The organism is Azospirillum sp. B510 (assembly GCF_000010725.1).
Taxonomy (GTDB): domain Bacteria; phylum Pseudomonadota; class Alphaproteobacteria; order Azospirillales; family Azospirillaceae; genus Azospirillum; species Azospirillum lipoferum_B.
In genome coordinates, this window is sequence record NC_013855.1 from 400606 (window position 1) to 417104 (window position 16499).

14 protein-coding genes and 1 tRNA gene are annotated in these 16499 nt (G+C 68.3%); 8 read left to right on the forward strand and 7 right to left on the reverse strand.

Features of this window, described 5'->3' with window-relative positions:
- Window positions 1-6 precede the first annotated feature (6 nt).
- The 4 genes from AZL_RS17070 to AZL_RS17085 all read right to left on the reverse strand — a co-directional run bounded on the left by AZL_RS17070 (window position 7) and on the right by AZL_RS17085 (window position 7028).
- Complete coding sequence (locus tag AZL_RS17070; protein ID WP_012975746.1) at window positions 7-939, reverse strand: response regulator transcription factor; 933 nt, start codon at window positions 937-939, stop codon at window positions 7-9.
- Window positions 936-4421 (reverse strand): hybrid sensor histidine kinase/response regulator, encoded by a 3486-nt coding sequence (locus tag AZL_RS17075; RefSeq protein ID WP_012975747.1) that lies wholly within the window; start codon window positions 4419-4421, stop codon window positions 936-938. The genes AZL_RS17070 and AZL_RS17075 overlap by 4 nt, the downstream gene beginning before the upstream one ends.
- 166 nt (window positions 4422-4587) lie before the next feature.
- A complete protein-coding gene (locus AZL_RS17080) occupies window positions 4588-5787 on the reverse strand; it encodes an alpha-hydroxy acid oxidase (protein ID WP_042444535.1) in 1200 nt (399 codons plus the stop codon).
- Window positions 5788-5897: 110 nt separating this feature from the next.
- Complete coding sequence (locus tag AZL_RS17085) at window positions 5898-7028, reverse strand: ISAs1 family transposase (protein ID WP_012975749.1); 1131 nt, start codon at window positions 7026-7028, stop codon at window positions 5898-5900.
- 232 nt (window positions 7029-7260) lie between these two features.
- Between AZL_RS17085 and AZL_RS17090 the strand changes: the two genes are divergently transcribed.
- Both AZL_RS17090 and AZL_RS17095 read left to right on the forward strand, forming a co-directional pair.
- Window positions 7261-7944 carry an HAD-IA family hydrolase gene (locus tag AZL_RS17090; protein WP_012975750.1) on the forward strand — a complete coding sequence of 228 codons (684 nt, stop codon included), beginning with the start codon at window positions 7261-7263 and terminating at the stop codon, window positions 7942-7944.
- A 372-nt stretch (window positions 7945-8316) separates the two neighbouring features.
- On the forward strand, window positions 8317-8577 hold the full coding sequence (locus tag AZL_RS17095) for a hypothetical protein (RefSeq protein WP_148219459.1): 261 nt from the start codon (window positions 8317-8319) through the stop codon (window positions 8575-8577).
- Here the strand turns inward: AZL_RS17095 and AZL_RS17100 are convergent.
- The gene (locus tag AZL_RS17100; RefSeq protein WP_148219460.1) at window positions 8525-9400 is read right to left on the reverse strand and encodes a DUF3108 domain-containing protein; all 876 of its coding nucleotides are present in this window, start codon (window positions 9398-9400) and stop codon (window positions 8525-8527) included. The genes AZL_RS17095 and AZL_RS17100 overlap by 53 nt on opposite strands.
- A gap of 190 nt (window positions 9401-9590) precedes the next feature.
- Between AZL_RS17100 and AZL_RS17105 the strand changes: the two genes are divergently transcribed.
- From AZL_RS17105 to AZL_RS17120, 4 genes are all read left to right on the forward strand, one after another.
- Window positions 9591-9665: transfer RNA gene (locus AZL_RS17105), tRNA-Val, on the forward strand.
- A 208-nt stretch (window positions 9666-9873) separates the two neighbouring features.
- On the forward strand, window positions 9874-10038 hold the full coding sequence (locus tag AZL_RS17110) for a hypothetical protein (RefSeq protein WP_042444134.1): 165 nt from the start codon (window positions 9874-9876) through the stop codon (window positions 10036-10038).
- Window positions 10039-10190: 152 nt separating this feature from the next.
- Window positions 10191-11087, forward strand: a complete 897-nt coding sequence (panC, locus tag AZL_RS17115) for a pantoate--beta-alanine ligase (protein WP_247894396.1) — start codon at window positions 10191-10193, stop codon at window positions 11085-11087.
- Window positions 11088-11246: 159 nt separating this feature from the next.
- Window positions 11247-11654 carry a flagellar basal body-associated FliL family protein gene (locus AZL_RS17120; RefSeq protein WP_012975753.1) on the forward strand — a complete coding sequence of 136 codons (408 nt, stop codon included), beginning with the start codon at window positions 11247-11249 and terminating at the stop codon, window positions 11652-11654.
- Between the two features lie 74 nt (window positions 11655-11728).
- On the opposite strand, the gene oxlT is transcribed toward AZL_RS17120, so the two are convergent.
- On the reverse strand, window positions 11729-13036 hold the full coding sequence (gene oxlT / locus AZL_RS17125; RefSeq protein WP_012975754.1) for an oxalate/formate MFS antiporter: 1308 nt from the start codon (window positions 13034-13036) through the stop codon (window positions 11729-11731).
- 351 nt (window positions 13037-13387) lie between these two features.
- Here oxlT and AZL_RS17130 point away from each other — a divergent pair, with 351 nt between their 5' ends.
- Both AZL_RS17130 and AZL_RS17135 read left to right on the forward strand, forming a co-directional pair.
- Complete coding sequence (locus AZL_RS17130; RefSeq protein WP_012975755.1) at window positions 13388-14008, forward strand: thiamine phosphate synthase; 621 nt, start codon at window positions 13388-13390, stop codon at window positions 14006-14008.
- A 180-nt stretch (window positions 14009-14188) separates the two neighbouring features.
- The gene (locus AZL_RS17135) at window positions 14189-14878 is read left to right on the forward strand and encodes a GntR family transcriptional regulator (RefSeq protein ID WP_012975756.1); all 690 of its coding nucleotides are present in this window, start codon (window positions 14189-14191) and stop codon (window positions 14876-14878) included.
- Window positions 14879-14938: 60 nt separating this feature from the next.
- On the opposite strand, the gene pyk is transcribed toward AZL_RS17135, so the two are convergent.
- Window positions 14939-16402, reverse strand: a complete 1464-nt coding sequence (gene pyk, locus AZL_RS17140) for a pyruvate kinase (RefSeq protein ID WP_012975757.1) — start codon at window positions 16400-16402, stop codon at window positions 14939-14941.
- Window positions 16403-16499 lie beyond the last annotated feature (97 nt).

Below are 16499 nucleotides of genomic sequence, written 5' to 3' on the forward strand. Positions count from 1 at the left end.
GATCCCTCACGCCCGCGCCGCCAGCGTGCGGATCGCCAGTGCGGCGGCCGAGGCGCGGTTCTCCACGCCCAGCTTGGCGAAGACCTGCTCCAGATGCTTGTTCACCGTGCGCGGGCTGATGCCCAGGATCTCGCCGATGTCGCGGTTGGGCTTGCCGTTGGCGATCCATAGCAGCACCTCCGCCTCGCGCGCGGTCAGGCCGAGCGCGTCGCGCAGGATCGCCTCCTGCCGGCCGGCGGTCGGTTCACTCAGACGGAACAGATATTCATCCGGGCCGGCCGGGCTGAGATAGGTGAATTCCAGCCGCCGCACCCCCTCGCCATCCGGCAGTTCCAGCGCGAAGGGTTCCATCGCGCCGCCGGGCGGGGAGGGACGGCGCAGCCGGACCAGACCGGCGGCCAGGGACGATGCGACATCGGGATGCACGCCGTCGGAACCGGGCGGCAGCCCGCCGAGCAGCCGCTCCGCCTGCGGGGTGCACCACAGCAGCCGCCCTTCCCCGTCGGTCGCCAGCAGGAAGCGGCCGGTGGCGTCCAAAGCGGCGCGGGCGGCATAGGCGACGCGGGCGTTGGTCAGGTGGACGCGGATGCGGGCGATCAGCTCGTCCACCACGATGGGTTTGGTGACGTAATCGACGCCGCCGGCCTCCAGCCCCTTCACCACATGCTCGGTGTCGCTGAGGCCGGTCATGAAGATGACGGGGATGTGCGACAGATGCGGGATCTGTTTCAGCCGCCGGCAGGTTTCGAACCCGTCGAGGCCGGGCATCACCGCGTCCATCAGGATCAGGTCCGGCGTGATCTGGCCGACCAGTTCCAGCGCGCTTTCGCCGTCGATGGCCACCAGCACGGTCAGGTCGGCCTGTTCGATGGCCTCCGTCAGGAATCCCAGCGTGTCGGGGGTGTCGTCCACCACCAGGATCATGTCGCGGCGCTTCATCCCGTCACGGCCCCGTCTTCCGCCCGATCGTCGTCATGTTCCCGTCCCCGCTGCTGGGCCTGGTCCCGTCCGGCGTCGCGCTCCGTCGCCGCATCCTCCAGCGCACGCATATAGCCTTTCAGGTCGAAGGCGCGCACCAGCCTTCGCAGCCGTTCGACGAAGGGCAGGGCGCCGGCGTCCTCCGCCTCGATCTCGCGCAGCTTGGCCTCGATCCCGCGAATGTAGCCGATCCGGCCGAGCTGGCGCAGGTCGTCGAGATGACGCAGCGCCGTTTCCGGCGGCCCTGCGGGCTTCCGCACCTGTTCGACCGGTGCGGAAGCGGGGTCAACCGGTTCCACCGGTTTTTCCGTTTTCTCCGCTTTCTCCGGGGCATGGATCCATTCCAGCCCGGTCAGCGCCTGCAATCGGTCGAGCAGGGCGTGGATCTCGATGGGCTTGGCGACGAAGGCGTCGTGCGGCGCCCGGCCGTCGCCCGGACCCTGCGCCTCATAGGCGTTGGCCGACACCATGATGATGCGGATGCGGTCGGTGAACTGCCGGCGCAGCTCCTCGGCCACGTCCCAGCCGCTTTCCCCCGGCATCGAGATGTCGAGCATGGCGACGTCGGGCTTGCATTGCGCCGCCAGCTCCAGGCAGGCGGTGGCGTCCGACGCGGTGAACAGCACGAATCCCAGCGGGCGCAGGATGTCGGTCATCAGCGCCAGATGGTCGCGGTCGTCATCGGCCAGCAGGATGGTGATCTGCGGCCCGGCATAGCCGGTGACGGCGCGGCGTTCCGGCTGGTCGCCCGGCCGCTGCATCGCCTCCGACAGCAGCAGGCGGACGGTGAAGACGCTGCCTTCCCCCGATTTGCTGCGCAGCGCGATGTCGCCGCCCATGATCCGGGTCAGCACCCGCGTGATGGTGAGGCCGAGGCCGGTGCCGGCCACCGCCCGCACCGCCGCTCCCCGCCCGCGCTCGAAGGGCTCGAAGACGCGGTCGAGATCCTCCTCGCGGATGCCGATGCCGCTGTCGGCGATCTCGAATTCGGCGATCTGGCTGCGATAGCGCACGGTCAGGGCTACATGGCCGCTCTCGGTGTATTTCACCGCGTTGGACAGCAGGTTGATAAGGATCTGGCGCAGGATCTTGCTGTCGGTATGGACCCAGGCCGGCAGGTGCGGCACGCGGGCATAGCGGAACTCCAGCCCCTTGGCGGCGGCCTGGATGCGGAACATGTCGGCCAGCTGGTCGAGGAAATCGATCAGCTGCACCTTGTCGCGGCTGAGCCGGCGCAGGCCCGATTCGATCTTGGAGATGTCGAGCAGCCCGTCGATCAGGTTGGACAGATGCTCGGCGCTGCGGCGGATGACGCGGACGGCGTCCTGGGGCCGCTGGGTGCTGTTGCTCTCCAGCAGCTGGGCGTAGCCGGAGATGGCGTTCAGCGGCGCCCGGATCTCGTGGCTGACGCCGATGATGTAGCGGCTCTTGGCGGCGTTGGCGGCCTCCGCCACCTCCTTGGCCTTTTGCAGGGCGGCGTCGGTGCGCTCGTGGGCGGCGATCTCGTCCATCAGCATGGCGGTCTGGCGGCCGGTCTCCTCCTCCGCCTTGCGGCGGCTCTCCTGGGCCAGCACCAGGAGCCAGGCGGCGACGCCGGACAGGATGAACAGGCAGACGAAGACGGAGACCAGCGCCGCGTGGATCGCCGCCCGCTCCGCCGCCTCGGCATTGGCGTATTGGAAGTCGATGACCAGCAGCACCCCGCCCAGCACCAGCGAGAACAGCGTCATCACCCCGATGAAATGGCCGGTGCGGGTGTGGACCCCGGCGGCCATCCGTTTGGGCAGCACCCGTTGCAGGCTGTGGGCGATCTGGTCGGCGAAGCGGCTGTCGGTCTTGCACAGATCGTGGCAGCGCGCCTCCAGCGTGCAGCAGAGCGAGCAGATCGGCGCGTCGTAGGCCGGGCAGAAGGCCATGTCCTGCCGCTCGAAATGATTCTCGCAGATCGAGCAGCGGATCGTCGCGGCGTCGCCGGGCAGCCGGTCCGATTTGCGCGCGATGTAATAGCGGCCCTTGGTCCTCCAGGCGATCAGCGGGGCGGCGGCAAAGGCCACCACCAGCCCGATGAAGGGGGCCAGCGCCTGGGCCACCGGCCCCAGCAATCCGAAGAAGGCGGTGGTGGAACACAGCACCGACAGCCCCATGGCGCCGGTGCCGACCGGGTTGATGTCGTAGAGATGGGCGCGCTTGAACTCGATCCCCGGCGGGCTGAAACCGAGAGGCTTGTTGACCGCCAGATCGGCGGCGACCGCCCCCAGCCAGCCGACCGCGACGTTGGCGTAGAGGCCGAGGATGCTCTCGATCACGCCGAGGATGCCGATCTCCATCAGCAGCAGCGCCAGCAGCACATTGAACACCAGCCAGACGACGCGGCCGGGGTGGCTGCGGGTCAGGCGGGAGAAGAAGTTCGACCAGGCGATGGAGCCGGCATAGGCGTTTGTGACGTTGATCTTCATCTGGCAGACGACGACGAAGACGCCGGTCAGCGCCAGCGCCGCGGCGGGCGAGTCGAACACGTCGAGAAAGGCCATGTGGTACATGATGTTGGGCTGGACCGCGTCGTCCCCCGGCATCCCGTGCCTGAGCGCCAGGAAGGCGAGCAGCGACCCCGCCGCCAGCTTCAGGCTGCCGATCAGCACCCAGCCCGGCCCGCCGGCCAGCATCGCCGCCCACCAGCGCAGGCGTCCGATGCGGGACTGGGAAGGCAGGAAGCGGAGATAATCCACCTGCTCGCCGATCTGCGGCAGCAGCGACAGCAGGACCGAGGCGGCCATGCCGAAGGGCAGCAGCGACAGCCCGCCGTCCGCGGCATAGACACCGGGCAGCGACATCCACTGGTCCAGCGTTTCACGGTCGAGCAGGACGAGATAGGCCAACGGCACGCATTGCAGCAGGATCCAGACCGGCTGCGTCGCCCATTGCATGCGGCTGATGAAACGGATGCCGTAGACGGCGATGGGGATGACCGCCAGCGAGCTGACGACATGGGCGGCGGCGGCCGGAATCCCCAGCACCATGGTCAGCCCGGCTGACATGATGCTCGCCTCGATCGAGAACAGGATGAAGGTGAAGGAGGCGTAGACCAGCGAAGTGATGGTGGAACCGAGATAGCCGAAGCCGGCGCCACGGGCCAGCAGGTCGATGTCCACCCCGGCCTTGGCCGCATGATAGGTGATCGGCAGCCCGACCAGGATGCTGAGGACCGCCACCGCCAGGATGGCGGCCATGGCGTTCTCGAAGCCGTAGGTCAGGGTGACCGCCGCTCCGATCGCCTCGCAGGCGAGGAAGGAGATGGCGCCGAGTGCTGTGTTGGCGACGCGCCAGGCGCTCCAGCGCCGTGCCCGCTCCGCCGTGTAGCGGAGCGCATAGTCCTCCAGTGTCTGGTCGGCGGCGAGCTGGTTGTATTGCCGGCGTTCACGGACGATCCGTTGCCTCGCGCTCATGCCCGTCCGCCATTCCCGCCTGTCGCCGATGTCAGACCGCATCGTCGGGAGTTTCACGGTGGTTGGCAAGGCGCAAGCTTGCGGCGGCCATGTTGGGGAGGCCTTGGCACGGCACCGGGCTTCGGTGGGATATCCCACCGATCCACGGCCGCCCCCTCCGATCCGATCAAGCTGCGAAATTCGGCTTCCCGGCCAGGATGTTGGCGGTGACCGTCCTGATGTCGCGCAGGCCGCACATCGCCATGGTCACGTCCATCTCCTTGCGGATGATCTCCAGGCACTGGGACACGCCGGCCTCGCCGCCGGCCCCCAGCCCATAGAGGAAGGCGCGGCCGATGAAGGTACCCTTGGCGCCCAGCGCCAGCGCCTTCACCACGTCCTGGCCGGAGCGGATGCCGCCGTCCATCAGCACCTCGATGCGGTCGCCGACCGCCTCGACGATGGCCGGCAGGGCGGAGATGGAGGAGATGGCGCCATCGAGCTGCCGCCCGCCATGGTTGGAGACGATCAGCGCGTCGGCCCCGGTGTCCGCCGCCATCACCGCATCCTCCGGATCGAGGATGCCCTTGAGGATCAGCTTGCCGCCCCAGCGGTCGCGGATGCGGCGCACGTCATCCCAGTTCAGCGTCGGGTCGAACTGTTCCGCCGTCCAGGAGGACAGCGACGACAGGTTGCTGACGCCGCTGGCATGTCCGACGATGTTGCGGAAGGTGCGGCGATGGGTGCGCAGCATGTTGATCGACCAGCGCGGCTTGGTCGCCATGTCCAGGATGTTGCCGATGGTCAGCTTCGGCGGGGTGGACAGCCCGTTCCTGATGTCCTTGTGGCGCTGGCCGAGGATCTGGAGGTCCAAAGTCAGCACCAGCGCCGAGCATCCCGCCGCCTTGGCCCGGTCGATCAGCTTGTCGATGAAGGCGCGGTCGCGCATGACGTAGAGCTGGAACCAGAAGGGCCTGTCGGTGTTCTCCGCCACATCCTCGATCGAACAGATGCTCATCGTCGACAGGGTGAAGGGGACGCCGGCCTTGGCCGCCGCGCGGGCGGCCAGGATCTCGCCGTCGGCATGCTGCATGCCGGTCAATCCGGTCGGAGCCAGCGCCACCGGCATCGCCACCGGCTGGCCGACCATGCTGCTGGCCAGCGTCCGGTTGGTCATGTCCACCGCCACGCGCTGGCGCAGCTTGATCCGGCCGAAGTCCGATTCGTTGGCGCGGTAGGTCGACTCCGTATAGGAGCCCGAATCCGCGTAATCATAGAACATCCGCGGCACGCGCCACTCCGCCAGTCGCCGCAGATCCTCGATGCAGGTGACGGGCTGGTCGGTGAACAGGTTCGCCCAGCGCGACGGCGGCCGCGAGGAGGGCATGCGAACGGAGGTCATGGGGCGTGTCTCAACGGTTGCTCGTGAAACGGAAGGGGTAGACTTTGGCCCCGCCCTCCACGCACCGTCAAGCCGCGGCGGCGGCAAGGCCAGGGTCATCGCATTTGGCCGAGGATGGATCTTGCGAAGTCGTCGGACCATCCTGAGCGTTTTCGCTTTCGGCGGACGGAGATATCGCGCCGGGCCCGGTTCAGGATGTTGAGCGCGAGCTTGCGGAGGGTGGCGAGGTTTTCCGGCCCGTGCTCCTTGCGGTTGCGGGCGCGATCCTCGTCGAAGACGACGTCGAGCACCCAGTGCAATCCGTTTTCGATCGACCAATGGGCGCGGGCGGCCGCCAGATAGTCGGCCGCGCTGAGCGCGCGCGAGGCGATGTGGTAGTGCCGGGTCACGGTGGTCTTGCCGCGATGCTCGACTTTAGCCTCGATCAAGCCCAGACAGGCCATGCCGGGCGGCAGGACCGGTTCGCTGCTGGCCGATTTGGGCCCGCGCAGCCAATCCAGTTCGTGACAGACCCAGGCCCGCCGGGTCTCGATCCGGCCGTGATCGGCGTCGGTGGTCGTGGCACTCGCCAGCCCGGCGCACAGTTCCGGGTCGGTGAAGTACTCCTCGACCATGGCGAGCAGGGCGGGATGGTTGCCCTTCAGCCGCAGCAGGTAGTCGCCGCCGCGCTCCCGGATGAGGCGGGCGGTCTCCTCCTGACAATGGATGGCGTCGGCGGTGACCAGATGGCCCTGGAGGTCCAGGCACTCCAGCAGGGCACGGGCGGCCAGGATCTCGCTGTCGCCCTCGGCCACTCGGTAGCTGTGCTGGCCCACCACCAGCCGTGTCGCCGAGGCGAACGCCGTCACCACAGCCAGCGGGTTGGACCGGGCCGCGTCATCGAAGGAGCGGCGCAGCGTCTTGCCGTCGATGGCGATCACCCCAGCCCCGGCCGTTCCAAGCCCCTCCAGGAAACGGCCAAAGCAGGCGGCAAAGGCCACCGGGTCCAACAGCCGGAAGATGCGCGAGAAGGTGTCGTGGCTCGGCACCCCGTTCTCCAGACGCAAAAACGACCGAAACAGCCCCTCGCGATCCACCGCGAAGTCGGCAAAGTCGGCACAGCTCTCCGCCCCGCACACCGTTGCCGTCAGCGCGATCGTCAGGATCTCCAGCAGGTCGTGCCGCTTGGCGTTGCCCGTGCGTGGGTCCGGCAACGCATCGAACGCTTTCTCAAACCACGATTGCATCGGGGGCTCCAAAATCGGCGATAAAGCCCCTTACAGAATCCTTTTCTCTCACACACGCTACTCAATTTTTCCAAATGCGATTCCCCTGGCGGCAAGGCAGGGCTTCCCGGATGGTCCCTCCCGGATGGTCCTTGGTCGGCCCTGGGTTGCTGCCATGCCGATGGTTGGCCGGCGTGGCGCCGTGCTATCCACGGGACTTCGTCAGACCGACCAGAAAACCGTGGGGCTTTCCATGCCGTTTCCTTTCCAGGCGCTCGTCTTCGATCTCGATGGAACGCTGATCGACAGCGCGCCCGACATGACCCGCGTGCTGAACCGCACCCTGGCCGAATTCGGCCGGCCCGCCCTGACCGAGGCGCAGGTGCGGACCATGGTCGGCGACGGGTCGGCGATGCTGGTGCGCCAGGCCTTCGCCGCCACCGGCGCGCCGTTGGACGACGAGGCGATACAGCCCGTGCTGCATCATTATCTCGACAGCTATTATGACGATTCCGAGCCGCCGGTGCTCTACGCCGATGTGGCGGAGACGCTGGCCGCGCTGGCGGATCGCGGGGTGCGGCTGGGGCTGTGCACCAACAAGCCGGAGCGGATCACCCGCAAGCTGCTCGGCATCCTCGGGCTGGAGCGGCTGTTCGGCGCCGTGGCCGGCGGCGACACGCTGCCGGTGAAGAAGCCGGACGGCCGCCATCTGACCTGGGTGCTGGACCAGCTGGGCGCCCCCGCCGCGCCGATGCGGGCGGCGATGATCGGCGACAACGGCAACGACGTGAAGGCGGCGCGGTCGGCCGGCGTTCCGGTGGTGGCGATGAGCTATGGCTATCCCCGCATGCCGGTGGAGGAGTTGGGCGCCGACCTCATCCTGGACCGCTTCGCCGATCTTCCGGACGGGCTGCGGCGGCTGGCGGCCGGCGGCTGAACAGGGGCCGCCGGGATAGCGGGCGCCGGCGGTCGCATACGCCGGTACTATCCTTTTGACCAGCGGACGCTATCCCTCGGGACCCGCGTGCCGGCGGGTTAAAACCCCTAAGCTTCTGGGGTCGATCGGGTGTTGCCGGGCGACGAAGACGCCGGTCCGGGGAGGACGCGCCATGATGCGGGATTTGGCTCCGATGGTTGGTTTTCCGGCCTTCATCGCCATCATTCTGCTGCTGACGCTGGCCGTGGCCGACCGGCACCACCGACAATCAAGAACCTGCCGGGTGAGGATCGGGCGGCGGCGCGCCCTGCCGCAGCCCCTCCAGCATCACGGCGGTCCCCGATGGGAAGGAACTCCACCATGGATTCCAGCATGGCTCGGGTCGTTCATATGGGCAAACTTGGCGGCCATGCGGCGCTTCTGGGGGGCGCGCTGCTGGAACTCGAGGGCCGGATCCTCTGGTCCTCGGCCTCGGGATTGACCGAGGCGCTGGTGCGCGCCGGCATCGCGTCGTCCAGCCTGATCATCGACACCCGGTCTCCCGCCGGGGCGGGGTTCGGTGGTGTCGTTGGCGGTACGGTCAGGGAGCCTGCGGCGCGGTTCCGGTCCGACGCTCGGCCGCTGGCGGCGTGATCCCCGTCAGGTGAACCACCACGCTGCCGAGATCGCTGTCGGTTTCCAGCCGCACCGGCAAAGGCGGATAGCCGGTGGCGACCGGCGCCAGCCACAGCTCGACCGGCGGTCGATCCGCCGGATTGCCGCGCTGCATGAAGCGGCCGGACGATGAGCGGGCATAGCCGGCCACCGGCTTGTAGGTCACCCGGCATTGCTGGGCTATTCCCGAGAAGATCGAGTTGCGCGACGGGTTGACGATCCGCGGCCCGACATCGGCGAACACCATGTCATAGCGGCGGCGGCCATCGAACACCGGCAGCGACTGGGTGCAGCTCTGGCGGGTCCCGACCGTGAACAGCAGGTCGAGCACCGCCGTCAGCGGGTCCAGCGTGTCGCGTTGCAGGGCCGGAGGTACCGGCTCGCGGTCGTCGGCTTCGGGCGGTGGCGTGACGGTGGCGGTGACGTCGCCTTGCGTCCCGTAGGTCAGGGTGACGTTGCGCGGCTCGCCGCGCAGCTGGCTGGTCTGGCTATGGCTGGTCGGCCGCAGATCACCACCCTGAATATGGCCGTCGCTCTGGGAGTCCGTGCGCCAGTCGAACAGCCGGCCGATGGTGCCGCCGGTCACCGCCGACACCGCGATGCGGTAGCGGTCGCCGGCGACATCCAGCGTCGCGACGACATCCAGCGCGGTCACGCCGCCGACGAAGACCCGGTAGGTCGCCCTGACCGGCTCCGCGATCGCGCTGGCCGTGGCGGTGGGAAGCAGGGGAAGGGACAGTCCGGCCGCAACCAGGGCTGTCCGGACGCGGTGGGGGAGGCGGCGGGGGCTTGGCTGGGGCACGGGTCCGGGGCTCCTGCGATCGGCGAGTTTTTTAAGATAGGGATGAATCTGATGCTTGACACCCGGCGGGTAAGGCCGTAGAAACCCGCCCACCGCAGCGGCGGGGCCGACGAAAGACGGTCGCGACGCTCCCGGAACGGTGGATCGGAATGATCCGGTGAGCCGATCCGGGGCAAGAGTTTCAGGGTTCGGGCGCGTAGCTCAGCGGGAGAGCATTCGCTTCACACGCGAAGGGTCACAGGTTCAATCCCTGTCGCGCCCACCATCACAAAAAGGCTCCAGGCAATCGCCCGGAGCCTTTTTCGTTATCCGGCCTCGCTCGTCGCCCGCATGAACCACACAAGAAACATGCAATATTCGGGGCCTGAATGATCGGGGAATCCGCGGTCGATTGACGCAGATCAGCCCTCTTCGCGCTGCGATGCGGTAGACAGGCGGGCATCCTTGTCACCCGCTTCGGAAAGCCCAACCAGATGGACGATACCCGTATCGCTTTGCTCTCCCTCGGCCTGCTGGTCGCGGTCCTCGCCGTCATCATCGGCTCCGTGATCCTCGTCCCTTCCTTCACCGCGCTGCTCGCCACGCTGCTGGCCTGGGCCAATCTGGCCTATCTGATCGGCATCACCCTCAAGCGCTGAGAGGTGCCCGCGGCGGAAACGGGGCGGCCGTCTCCGTCGCGGAAGCCGGACAGGAAGTATGGGCAACAGTCTGTCGTGCTGAAAGCTTTTCTGGACAGGAACGGTCCGGCGCGTTATCCAGCGCCCGTTTCCGCAGCGTAAGGACCGACGCCATGACGCCGCCCACCGTCCAGTTCTCCAGTATGCCGATCCACAGTCCGCTGCCGGTGCTGAGAAGCGTGGACGACCTGCGGGCCCAGGTCTCCGCCTGGCGGCGGGACGGGCTGACCGTCGCCCTGGTGCCGACCATGGGGGCGTTGCATGACGGGCATCTCGGCCTCGTCCGCCGCGCCCGCGAGCTGGCCGACCGGGTGGTCGCCAGCGTCTTCGTCAATCCGACCCAGTTCGCCCCCCACGAGGATTTCGACCGTTACCCGCGCGACGAGGCCGGCGATTCCGCCAAGCTGGCCTCGGCCGGCTGCCATGCGCTCTATGCCCCGACGGTGCGCGCCATGTATCCGGAGGGGTTCGCCACCGCCATTTCGGTCGGCGGCCCGGCGGAGGGGCTGTGCGGCAGCTTCCGGCCGCACATGTTCGGTGGCGTGGCGCTGGTGGTGACCAAGCTGTTCCTTCAGGCCCTGCCCGACGTCGCGGTGTTCGGCGAGAAGGATTACCAGCAACTGATGGTGATCCGCCGCTTCACCCGCGACCTCGACATTCCCGTCCGTGTCGAGGGGCTGCCGACGGTGCGCGAGGCCGACGGGCTGGCCATGTCGTCACGCAACGCCTATCTCAGCGCCGACGAGCGCGCCCGCGCGCCGGAACTGAACCGGGCGCTGACCGCGGCGGCGGCGGCGCTGGCCGAAGGGGCGGAGGTCGATGGCGCCTTGACCGGCATCCGCGGCCGGATCGCCGAAGCCGGGTTCGGCACCATCGATTATGTCGAGCTGCGCGACGCCGAAACGCTGGAACCGGTGACCAGTGTCGTCCGCCCCGCGCGGCTGCTGGCGGCGGCCTGGATGGGCAAGGCCCGGCTGATCGACAATGTGCCGGTGATCCCCGCACCCTGAGCATGGGCGGAATGCCGATGGCCGCCCCGTTCGGCATTTGACCGGCATTTGTTGCGTGCCTAGCATGATTGCCACGGGTATGCAGACCCCCGTTTCGGGGGCGGAAAGGCGGACTTGCGGCTTGTTCGTCGAAACCGGCAGGGGGAAACGATTTCCCTGATGCCGTTGGTTCTGACCGGCCTTCTGCTGGCGCTGGCGGCGTTGGGCGCCGGCGGCGCGGTGATCGCCAGCCGTGGCCGTTCGCCGGCGTCGCAGGCCCAGGGCCCCGACAAGAAATACGCGGCATTGCCGATGATGACCTTCACCTTGGGCGGCAGCGATGCCCGGCTGGTGGATGTCAAGGTCCTGCTGGAGATCGACCCGACGGTCGACGGCAAGGTGGCCGAGCCTTATGTTCCCCGCATCACCGACCGCCTGTCCGACCAGATGCGCCAGCTCGACCCGCAGCAGCTGACCGGCGCCGACGGCGCCAAGCTGATGAAAAGCACCATCGCCGGGGTGCTCGACCGCGAATTGCGCGGCGTGCGGGTGCGGGAGATCCTGCTGGACCGGATGGTGGTCAGATAGGAAGGGAACGGACGAAGGTCCCGGACGTCACCCTTGTCGGACGTCCGGGGGAGTGGTCCGCCTGTCGAGCGGGCTCAGTCGGCCAGGCGGGTGGTCAGGCGCGGAGCGGCGCCGGTGGCCGCGGCGACGTAACGGCCGCGCAACGGCTTCAGCACGAACAGGGCGAGGAAGGCGGCCAGCGCGTTGACGATGGCGACGCTGTAGAAGACGGTCTGCCAGCTGCCGGTCGCATCCACCATCAGATTGCCGACGGGCACCAGCAGGGCGGCGACGCCCTTGGCGGTGTAGAGCAGGCCGGCGTTGGTGGCGGCGAAGCGCGAGCCGAAGGTGTCGCCGCAGCAGGCCGGGAACAGGCTGAAGATCTCGCCCCAGGCGAAGAACACCAGACCGGTGAGGATGACGAAGGCCACCGGATCGGCGCCATAGGCGCTCAGCGCCATCACGCCCACCGCCTCGATGGTGAAGGCGATGAACATCGTGTTCTCGCGGCCGATATGGTCGGACACCCAGCCGAAGAAGGGACGGGTGATGCCGTTCATCACCCGGTCGATCGACAGGGCGAAGGTCAGGGCCGGCAGCGTCAGCCCCAGGATGCTGACCGGGGTATCGATCAGCTTCATGTCGGTGGCGATGGGGCCGAGCTGCGCCGTCACCATCAGGCCGCCGGCGGCGACGATGGTGAACATGCCGTACATCAGCCAGAAGACCGGCGTGCGCAGCATCTCCTGCGGGGTGTAGTGGCGGCGCTGCGGGGCGCTGGCGCCGCGTGTCTGGCCATATCCCAGCTTGGGCGGGTCGGCCAGGAACCAGGCCAGCACCAGGATGACCAGCCCCTGGCCCAGGCCGAAGGTCATGAAGGTGGTCTCGAAGCCGGAGGTCTCGATCATGGTGGCGATCGGCACCACCGTCAGGGCGGAACCGGCGCCGAAGCCGGCGGCGGTCAGGCCGGCGGCCAGGCCGCGGCGGTCGGGGAACCATTTCAGCGCGTTGCCGACGCAGGTGCCATAGACGCCGCCGGCGCCGATGCCGCCGATCACCGCGGCGAGATAAAGGAGGGTCAGCGAATCCGCCACCGCGTTCAACGCCCAGGACAGGGCGCACAGCGCGCCGCCCACCAGCACGACGATGCGCGGCCCGAACTTGTCGACGAACCAGCCCTCCACCGGCACCAGCCAGGTTTCGGTGACGATGAAGATGGTAAAGGCCACCTGGATCGCGGTGCGGCCCCAGCCATGCTTGTCGTCGATCGGTTCGACGAACAGGGTCCAGCCATATTGCAGATTGGCGATCATCGACATGCAGACGATGCCGATGGCGAGCTGCATCCAACGTCCCCCCCAGGGTGCGACCTGGGCCGTGTTGCCGTGCGTGTCACGCACCATGTTTTTTCCTCCCCGATTGCCACCGACATGGTCCGCCCGGACGTCCGGACCGATTGTTTGCGTGCGGTCCTTATGCTTTTGCTTCTGGCGTCCGGTCCGGAAAAACCGTGGGATGGCGGCTCCTGCCACCAACTTGGGGTTGCTGGCATGCCAAATGCCCCATGCCGGTCTTCACGATCATCAGTTTGACGGACTGTGTCAATACGAACTATCGGCGTCACGTCGATACGCATGCGGAATGTCCAGCGGGATCCCCATGATTTCCGCATGTTGGAAAAATGTGGGGTGGACCGCTGGCTGGAGAGCGTTGATTTTGCAATGTCGAACGGGCTGAACCGGAGATCGTGGCCAATGCCAGTGCCTTACCCGCCGCTGCTGGTCATCACCGACCGGCGGCAGGCCGACCAGCCGCTGCCCGAGTTGGTGGAACGCTTGTTTCTGGCTGGCGTGCGCTGGCTGTCGCTGCGCGACAAGGACTTGCCGGATGCGGAGCGGGTGGAGTTGGCACGCGCATTGATGGTGCTTGCCCGGCTCTGGGGCGCGTGCGTCACCCTGCATGGCGATCCCGCTCTGGCGGTGGCGGCGGGAGCCGACGGCGTGCATCTGACCTCCGGCGGTGATCCGGCGGCGGCGCGTGCGCTGCTGGGGGCGGGGGCATTGATCGGCCTGTCGCTTCACGACTCGGACGGGCCGGCGGCGCTGGAGCGGGTGGCCGGACAGGCCGATTACGTGACCCTTTCGCCGGTTTTCCCGTCGGGCAGCAAGCCCGGCTATGGCCCGTGCCTGGGCGAAGCGGGTTTGCGGCGCTGGACGGGGACGGGCGTGCCGGTGATCGGGCTGGGCGGCATCGACAATGCCGAGTCCGTCGTCGCCTGTCGGGCCGCCGGGGCGGCGGGGGTGGCGGTGATGGGGCTGGCGATGCGCGACGTGCCGGCGCTGGCGCCGCTGCTGGGTGCCCTGGGAGCGGAGTGATGGCCGAAGCGGAGCGACGCCCGAACGGCGGCGTCAGGCGCGCATCATGCCGGCCGGCCTGGACATTTCACCGCCTTGCATGCATCTGGTATGTAGGATACGAAAACGCCGCAGGTCCCAGGCCGGGATCCGACCGGGTGCGCCCCCCAACATCCGGCGAGACAAGAGGACATCGACTCCATGACCGTTCCCGCTCTCAACGTCCAGCCCCTCGACACCGGAACCACCTTCCGCAGTCAGGTCTATCATGCGCTGAAGCAGGCGATCACGGAGATGGACATCTATGACCATGACCGCGAGATCCGGCTGGACGAACGGCAGCTCAGCGACAAGCTCGGCGTCAGCCGCACCCCGATCCGCGAGGCGCTGACCCTGCTGGAGCAGGAGGGCTTCATCCGCCTGCAACCGCGCCGCGGCATCTTCGTCATCCGCAAGACCAAGACCGAGATCGTCGAGATGATCCAGGTCTGGGCCGCCCTGGAAAGCATGGCCGCCCGCATGGCCGCCGAGCATGCCCCGGCCGAGGAGATCCACAAGCTGTGGGACCTGTTCGGCAATTTCGAGCAGCGCAGCCCGAAGGACCATGTCAGCGAATATTCCGACGCCAACATCGCCTTCCACAAGAGCATCATTCAGTTGAGCGGGTCGAAGCTGATCCAGGATGTCACCGACAACCTGTTCATCCACATGCGGGCGATCCGCAAGCTGACCATCGGCCAGGAGGACCGGGCCGAACGCTCCATCCATGACCACCGCGCCATCATCAAGGCGCTGGAGGCGCGTGACGCCAACCTCGCCGAGCGGCTGGTGCGCGAGCACACGATGGGGCTGGCCGCCCATGTGGAGAAGCATTGCGATTTCCTGGAGTGAGCGGGGCGACGACACCACGGCAGGCCTGAGCGCCGCCCCGCCCGGACCGAGGCCGACGCCTCAGGCGGTCGCCGTTTCCCTAACGGTTTCCAGCTTCGGCACGTCGTCGCCGTCGATGGTCACCACCCGCAGGGCGTTGGTCTTGCCCGGCGTTCCGAACGGCACGCCGGCGGTGACCACCAGCGTCTCGCCCGACCGGCCGATGCCGGCATCGGCGGCTGCGGCCAGGGCCCGTCCGACCATCTCGGCGAAATTCGCCACATCGTCGGTCAGCACGGCATGGACGCCCCAGGCCAGCGACAGCCGCCGCGCCGTCGCGTCGTTGGCGCTGAGCCCGAGGATCGGCACGCCCGGCCGCTCGCGCGAGGCGCGCAGCGTGGTCGAGCCGGTGGTGGTGTAGGTGACGATGGCGGCGGCGCTGATGGTCTCGGCCACCTGGCGGGCGGCGGCGGTCAGCGCGTCGGGGGCGGTGGCCTCCGGGCTCGGGTGGTCGGCGTCCATGATGCGGCGGTAGAGCGGGTCGCGCTCGACCCGGCGGACGATGCGGTCCATCATCGCCACCGCCTCCACCGGATAGCGGCCCGACGCGGATTCGGCGCTCAGCATTACCGCGTCGGCCCCGTCATAGACGGCGTTGGCGACGTCGGACGCCTCGGCGCGGGTCGGGGTCGGTTCCGACACCATCGATTCCAGCATCTGGGTGGCGACGATCACCGGCTTGCCCATGGCGCGGCTCAGCCGGATCATCTTCTTTTGCAGACCCGGCACATCCTCCGGCGGCAGCTCGACGCCCAGATCGCCGCGCGCCACCATCACCGCGTCGGACAGCTCGATGATCCGGTCGAGCGTCGGCAGCGCCGCCGGCTTCTCGATCTTGGTCATCACATGCGCCCGGTCGCCGATCAGCTCGCGCGCTTCCAGGATGTCCTCCGGCCGCTGGACGAAGCTGAGGCCGATCCAGTCCACCCCCAGCTCCAGTCCGAAGGCGAGGTCGCTGCGGTCCTTCTCCGACAGCGCGCTGAGCGCCAGCGCCGCGCCGGGAACATTCACGCCCTTGCGGTCGGACAGGGTGCCGCCGGCCACCACCTCCGTCTCGGCGAAATCGGCGCCGCAGTCGAGAACGCGCAGCCGGATGCGCCCGTCGTTCAGCAGCAGGTCCAGGCCGGCTTCCAGGCTGGCGAACACCTCCGGGTGGGGCAGGCAGACGCGGTTGCCGTCACCGGGCCGGCGGTCGAGGTCGAGGCGGAAGCGGTCGCCGATGGCGAGGGTCACCGGCCCGGCCTCGAAGGTCCCGACCCGCAGCTTCGGCCCCTGAAGGTCGAGCAGGACGCCGATCGGCCGGCCCAGCGCCCGCTCGGCGGCGCGGATGCGGGCGTAGCGCTCCGCATGCTCGGCCTGGGTGCCGTGGCTGGCGTTCAGGCGGAAGACATTCACGCCGGCCCGGGCCAGGGCCGTGATCTGGCTTTCCGACGAGCTGGCGGGACCCAGCGTGGCGACGATCTTTGTGCTGCGGTGAAACGGCATGACGACAGCCTTCCTCCGCCCGGCCCTTTGCGAAAAAGGGGCGGGACTGGCGCGTGATGGTGGGCGGGTTCGGTGTTGGCGGGATGCTGGAAGTCTT